The organism is Candidatus Andeanibacterium sp., from assembly GCF_057143545.1.
In genome coordinates this window covers 1-5,871 of sequence record NZ_DBNHSF010000222.1, presented here as the reverse complement: position 1 = coordinate 5,871, position 5,871 = coordinate 1, and the positions used below count along the sequence as shown (strand labels likewise).

The window sequence follows — 5,871 nt, the reverse complement described above, 5'->3', positions numbered from 1 at the left end:
GTGCTCCAGCAGATCGAGCACTTCTTCACCCATTACAAGGACCTCGAAGCCGAGAAATGGGTCCGGATCGGCAATTGGGGCGATGCCAGCGATGCCCGCCGGATCGTGTTGGAAGCGATCGAACGGGCTGGGGCGGCGAAAGCCTGAACGCTACTCGCCGGCCACGGTCATCCCGTCGATCCTGATCGTCGGAACGTCGATCGCCCGGTAGATTTCGAGGTCGCTCGCGGGAGTCATGTGCCTGAACATGTCGAGCAGGTTCCCGGCGATGGTGAATTCGGCAACCGGCCGCGCGAGCTTGCCATTCTCGATCCGGAAGCCCGACGCGCCGTGGCTGTAATCGCCGGTGACCGGATTCGTGCCATGGCCGAATATCTGCGTGACGAACACGCCTTCCTTGATATCGGCCATCAACTCCTCGGGCGTAGCGGTCCCGGCCTCAAGATAGACGTTGCTCGCGCTCACTCCGGGGGCTCCGCTAACCCCCCGCACCGCATGCCCGGTAAGGCCGATGCCCAGCTGCCTCGCTGACGCGGCGTTGGTCAGCCAGCCCTTGACCCGGCAATTTTCGACCAGCACTCCGTCGCGCGTCGCCAGCCCTTCGCCGTCGAACGGACGCGAACGCAGCCCGCGCCTGCGATGCGGCTCCTCGACGATGCGGATGGTCGCAGGAAACAGGTCCTCTTCCAAACGGTCGAGCAGGAAGCTTGCGCGGCGGGCAATTTGCGGCCCGGTCATCGCGGCGACCAGTTCGCCGAGCAGCGAATTCCCAACTCTCGGATCGAACACCACCGGCATCGGCTTGCTCGGCATGCAAGTCGGGTTCACCCGGGCGACAGCGCGCTCCCCGGCGATCCGCCCGATCTTCTCCGGCGAAGGCAGGTCCTCGGCGTGATGCGCTACGCGATGCTCGTGATCGCGCTGCTTGTCGGCGCCCACTCCCGCGACGACGCTCGCACCGAGCGAATGGTTGGTCGCTCGATAGCTCCCGACAAAACCGTGGCTGGTGGCAAGCGCCACCGTCGAGCGGCCGAATCCGGCACCGCCGCCTTCGCTGTTGGTCACGCCCTTGACCGCACGGGCGGCATCCTCGCAGGCGAGGGCGCGCAGCTTCAGCTCTTCGGGAGGCGGCTCCCCTTCGGCCGCCAGGTCAAAGTCGGGAAACGGCCCTTTTGCCAGCAATTCCTCCGGAGCGAGTCCGGCAAACTGGTCGACCGGCGCAGCCCTGGCCATGTCGACCGCGCGGCCGGCCAACTCCATCAATGCCGCATCGCTTGCATCGGTGGCATGGATCGAGGCCGAACGCTGGCCGACAAACACCCTGAGCCCGAGATGCTCGCTTTCCGAACGGCCGACATCTTCAAGCTTGCCGAGACGGACCTGTATTTCCTCGGACGAGGAAGCCACTGCGATCGCATCGGCCGCATCTGCCCCGGCCTTGAGCGCGAATTCCAAGGCAATGGTGCAGCGGGCCTGCGCTTCAGTAGGATCGAACATGGGGACTTCCGGCAATGGTCATTTGCCGCGACCTAGCGGTTCCGGACGCGCAAAGCCAAGTCCGGATGGACCAAGGGCACAGAAGGGACGACCAGCGTCAGATGAAGCTGGCAATGCCCTTGAACAGGCCGGTCAACAACAGGGGGAGCGTGATCGCCGCGGCCCAGACGAGCGCACGGTCGCGCTTGAATCGGTGTGCGAGGGCCGGGTCCGCCGCTTCGCTGTCGCTCAAGTCTTCCCAGCGCTTTTCGAACATCCGGCAGCCTGGGATGATCGCGGCAACCAGTACGATCAGGGCCAAATAGGGCAGGATAGAACTCATCGCGCTCTTCAACGCCCCCATCGTGACCCAGATCTGCAAACCGGTATAGGCCAGCAGGGCATAGGCGATGTGATCGCTCATCTTGCGACGCCAATCGAGGCCTCGCCTCGTATTCACTTTCCCGGCAGCGCGATCCGAATCCCAGAGCGCCTTGTCCATGCGCTTCTCTCCTCTTCCAATCCCGACTGCGGAGTATTCCACCAGATCGCATCGCTTGCAAGGGCGCTAACCATTCCTTCAGCCGGCCGGAATATTCGCGGACTCGAAGGTCATGCATGAATCTTGCCAATTGGGGTTTCCAGCCCGCCAAGCCATGGTAAAAGCCCGCGCGATGACACATCTCGACGAACCCGAACTCGACCGGAAGGCAATCGGGGCCGCGATGGCGGAAGCCCCGCACAACGCCGCCCCCCCGATCCCGCAAGGCGGGCTCGAAGTGATCTCGATCGCCAAGAGTTACGACAAGCGCACAGTCTTGAGCGACATCTCGCTCACCGTAGGCAAAGGCGAAGTGCTCGGCCTGCTTGGCCCCAACGGCGCCGGCAAGACCACCTGCTTCTATTCGATTATGGGGCTGGTGAAGCCCGATACCGGGCGTATTCTGATGGATGGCGAGGACGTCACCTCGCTGCCGATGTATCGCCGCGCGATCCTTGGCCTGGGGTACCTGCCGCAGGAGACCTCCATCTTCCGCGGCATGACGGTTGAGCAGAATATCGCCTGTGTGCTCGAATTGGTCGAGCCGGACGAAGCGACGCGCGCTGCCGAACTCGAGCGCCTGCTCGAGGAATTCGGCCTCACCGAATTGCGCAACAGCCCGGCGATGGCGCTGTCGGGCGGCGAGCGGCGGCGCTGCGAAATTGCCCGTGCGCTGGCAGCCAATCCCTCGATCATGCTGCTCGACGAGCCGTTTGCAGGGATCGACCCGCTGTCGATCCAGGATATTCGCAACCTTGTGATCGATCTCAAGAACCGCGGGATCGGCGTTCTGATCACCGACCACAATGTCCGCGAGACGCTCGATATCGTCGATCGCGCCTGCATCATCTACGGCGGGCAAGTGCTGTTCGCCGGCACGCCGCAAGACCTGGTCGCGGATGCCAATGTCAGGCGGCTTTATCTCGGCGAAGGCTTCACGCTGTGACACACGACATTTCTCGAAGGGCCAATCGGAGCGAAGCCCGGACCAAGGCGTAATCATGGCGCTGGGCCCACGCCTCGACCTGCGACAGACGCAGTCGCTGGTGATGACGCCGCAGCTCCAGCAGGCGATCAAGCTGCTGGCGCTGTCGAACCTCGAACTCGAAGCCTTTATCGGCGAGGCGCTTGAGTCCAATCCGCTGCTCGAATTGGGCGAGCCGACGGACGAAGTCCCGGACATCCGCGAACTGGCCGAACGCGACCTGCCGCCGGGCGAGGCAGCCAGCGACGAGCCGATGCAAACGGGAAGCGGCGACGAAGGCGCGGCGCTCGATATCGATCCGGACGCGCTTGATCGCGACCGCGACACCGGCGACGGTGCGGCGCTGGAATTCGCGTCGTCCGCTGCTGCGGTTTCCGACGAAGGCTTCGATATCGACGAACATGGCGAACGGGTGGAAACCCTCGCCCAGCATCTCGAAGCGCAGATCGGGGCAGTCGCGCCCGACCCGCAATCGCGGCTGATCGCGCTGCATATTATCGGCCTGCTCGACGAGGCAGGCTATTTGCCGGTATCGCTGCGCGAAGTGGCGGGCGACCTGGGCGTAAGCGTCGACGATGCCGAATACGCGCTCGGCCTGGTGCAGCAGCTCGATCCGACCGGGGTGGGCGCGCGCGATCTTTCCGAATGCCTCGCGCTGCAGGCGAAGGAAGCCGACCGCTACGATCCCTGCATGGCGCGGCTGATCGACAACCTCGATCTCCTCGCCAGGGGCGGCTTCGCGCAACTCAAGCGCATGTGCGATGTCGACGACGAGGATTTCGCCGACATGCTCGCCGAGCTGAGGGCCTACGATCCCAAGCCCGGCCTCAAATTCGGCGGCGGGGAAAACGCGCCGGTGGTGCCCGACGTCCTGGTTCGCGCGGTGGGCAGGGACGGCTGGAACATCGCGCTCAACCAGGCGACCCTGCCGCGGCTGGTGGTCAACCGCTCCTATTATCTCGAGCTGCGCAATGGCTGCCAGGACCGGGAAGCGAAAGGCTGGCTGTCCGAACGGCTGGCCGACGCCAACTGGCTCTTGAAGGCGCTCGACCAGCGCCAGAAGACGATCCTCAAGGTCACTGCCGAGATCGTGAAGCTGCAGGACGGTTTTTTCAGGAGAGGCGTGTCCGAACTGCGCCCGCTCACCCTGAAGACGATCGCCGATGCGATCGAGATGCATGAATCGACCGTCAGCCGGGTCACTTCGAACAAATACCTCCATTGCGAGCGTGGCACGTTCGAACTGAAATATTTCTTCACCTCGGGCGTGGGCCAGAGCGCCGACGGCGAAGGCGGTGCGTCCTCCGAAGCGGTAAAGGCGCGGATCAAGGCGCTGGTCGATGCCGAGGACCCGAAAAGGATCCTCTCCGACGATACCTTGGTCGACATGCTCAAGGAGGAAGGTTTCGATCTCGCCCGGCGGACGGTTGCCAAATATCGCGAGGCGATCGGGATCGGCTCATCGGTCCAGCGGCGGCGGCAGAAGAAGCTCGAAGGCGTGGGGTAAGCGCCGCCTTTCCAGATCGCACTGGTCCGGTCCGCAAACGGCGGACCGCAAGGGCACAGGCTCAAGTAGCCGGCAGGCGATAGCCGACCGGAGGCGGCCGCCCGCAGCGCATCGAGCTTGCACGAAATGCGCGAGGAAAGCCAAGCGGGCGGATGCCCGCGCCGGCGCTTGAGGCATAATCAAAGAGTGTTGCGCCAGGGACTCACCCAACAAGGCCAGGCGAGAGTTTACGGCATATTAACCTTTTTCGTTGAGACCTTGTGTGGTTAATAAAGTCAAACTCCCAATCCGGGCGAAAACCGGAGCGGGAACCGGGGCAAACAGGGGGGTCTCCCATGCGTGTGCTTTTGATCGAGGATGAGCCGACAACCGCGAAAGCGATCGAACTCATGCTCACCACCGAGGGCTTCAACGTCTATTCGACCGATCTCGGCGAAGAGGGCCTGGATCTCGGCAAGCTGTATGATTACGACATCATCCTCTTGGACCTGAACCTGCCTGACATGCATGGCTACGACGTGCTCAAGAAGCTCCGCGTCGCCAAGGTGCAGACCCCGGTGCTGATCCTTTCCGGCATTTCCGAAATGGATTCGAAGATCCGCTCGTTCGGGTTCGGTGCCGACGATTACGTCACCAAGCCGTTCCACCGCGAAGAGCTGGTCGCCCGCATCCACGCCGTGGTCCGCCGTTCGAAGGGCCACAGCCAGTCGATCATCCGCACCGGCAAGCTGGCGGTCAACCTCGACGCCAAGACGGTCGAAGTCGATGGCGCCCGGGTCCACCTGACCGGCAAGGAATATGCGATGCTCGAGCTCCTCTCGCTGCGTAAGGGCACCACGCTGACCAAGGAAATGTTCCTCAACCACCTCTATGGCGGGATGGACGAGCCCGAACTCAAGATCATCGACGTGTTCATCTGCAAGCTCAGGAAGAAGCTCTCCCATGCCTGCGGCGGCGAAAACTACATCGAGACCGTATGGGGCCGCGGCTATGTGCTGCGCGATCCCGACGAGGCCGCCGAAGCCGCCTGATTTCAGTCCTTTCCAAGCGTGACGATGCCGCCCCGCGAGCCTTGGCTTGCGGGGCGGTTTTCTTTGTCGGTGGCAAAAAATCCGCTAACGAACAGGCAACAAAGCAAAGACACTTGGAGAGAGTGGCCAAAATGAGCAGAGCAAGAGCATCGGGCACCCGCCCGTCGAGATTGGCAGGCATCGCGACCAGGTCCGCGATCGTCCTGGCCGGCCTGGTTTTCGCGACGGGTGCAAGGGCGGAATGCAACCGCGAAATGCTCCAGCAGCTGGCCGACACCTATGTCGCGGCCCAGGCCGCGGGCGATCCTGCCATGCTGCCGCTCGCTGAAAG

At 63.3% G+C, this 5,871-nt stretch carries 7 protein-coding genes; 5 read left to right on the top strand and 2 right to left on the bottom strand.

Annotated features, from left to right (window positions below):
* Positions 1-147, top strand: a 147-nt coding sequence (locus AC16XC_RS12925) for an inorganic diphosphatase (protein ID WP_484035072.1), incomplete at its 5' end; no start/stop codon positions are given.
* A 3-nt stretch (positions 148-150) separates the two neighbouring features.
* Here the strand turns inward: AC16XC_RS12925 and AC16XC_RS12920 are convergent.
* Both AC16XC_RS12920 and AC16XC_RS12915 read right to left on the bottom strand, forming a co-directional pair.
* On the bottom strand, positions 151-1,497 hold the full coding sequence (locus AC16XC_RS12920; RefSeq protein ID WP_484035070.1) for a TldD/PmbA family protein: 1,347 nt from the start codon (positions 1,495-1,497) through the stop codon (positions 151-153).
* 97 nt (positions 1,498-1,594) lie between these two features.
* The gene (locus AC16XC_RS12915; RefSeq protein WP_484035069.1) at positions 1,595-1,978 is read right to left on the bottom strand and encodes a hypothetical protein; all 384 of its coding nucleotides are present in this window, start codon (positions 1,976-1,978) and stop codon (positions 1,595-1,597) included.
* A gap of 223 nt (positions 1,979-2,201) precedes the next feature.
* Here AC16XC_RS12915 and lptB point away from each other — a divergent pair, with 223 nt between their 5' ends.
* From lptB to AC16XC_RS12895, 4 genes are all read left to right on the top strand, one after another.
* Positions 2,202-2,963, top strand: coding sequence for an LPS export ABC transporter ATP-binding protein (gene lptB / locus AC16XC_RS12910; RefSeq protein ID WP_484035071.1), 762 nt, complete (start codon positions 2,202-2,204; stop codon positions 2,961-2,963).
* Positions 2,964-3,018: 55 nt separating this feature from the next.
* Positions 3,019-4,509 (top strand): RNA polymerase factor sigma-54, encoded by a 1,491-nt coding sequence (rpoN, locus tag AC16XC_RS12905; RefSeq protein WP_484035068.1) that lies wholly within the window; start codon positions 3,019-3,021, stop codon positions 4,507-4,509.
* A gap of 335 nt (positions 4,510-4,844) precedes the next feature.
* Positions 4,845-5,540, top strand: coding sequence for a response regulator transcription factor CtrA (gene ctrA / locus AC16XC_RS12900; RefSeq protein WP_484035067.1), 696 nt, complete (start codon positions 4,845-4,847; stop codon positions 5,538-5,540).
* 131 nt (positions 5,541-5,671) lie between these two features.
* Positions 5,672-5,871, top strand: a 200-nt coding sequence (locus tag AC16XC_RS12895; protein WP_484035066.1) for a hypothetical protein, incomplete at its 3' end; no start/stop codon positions are given.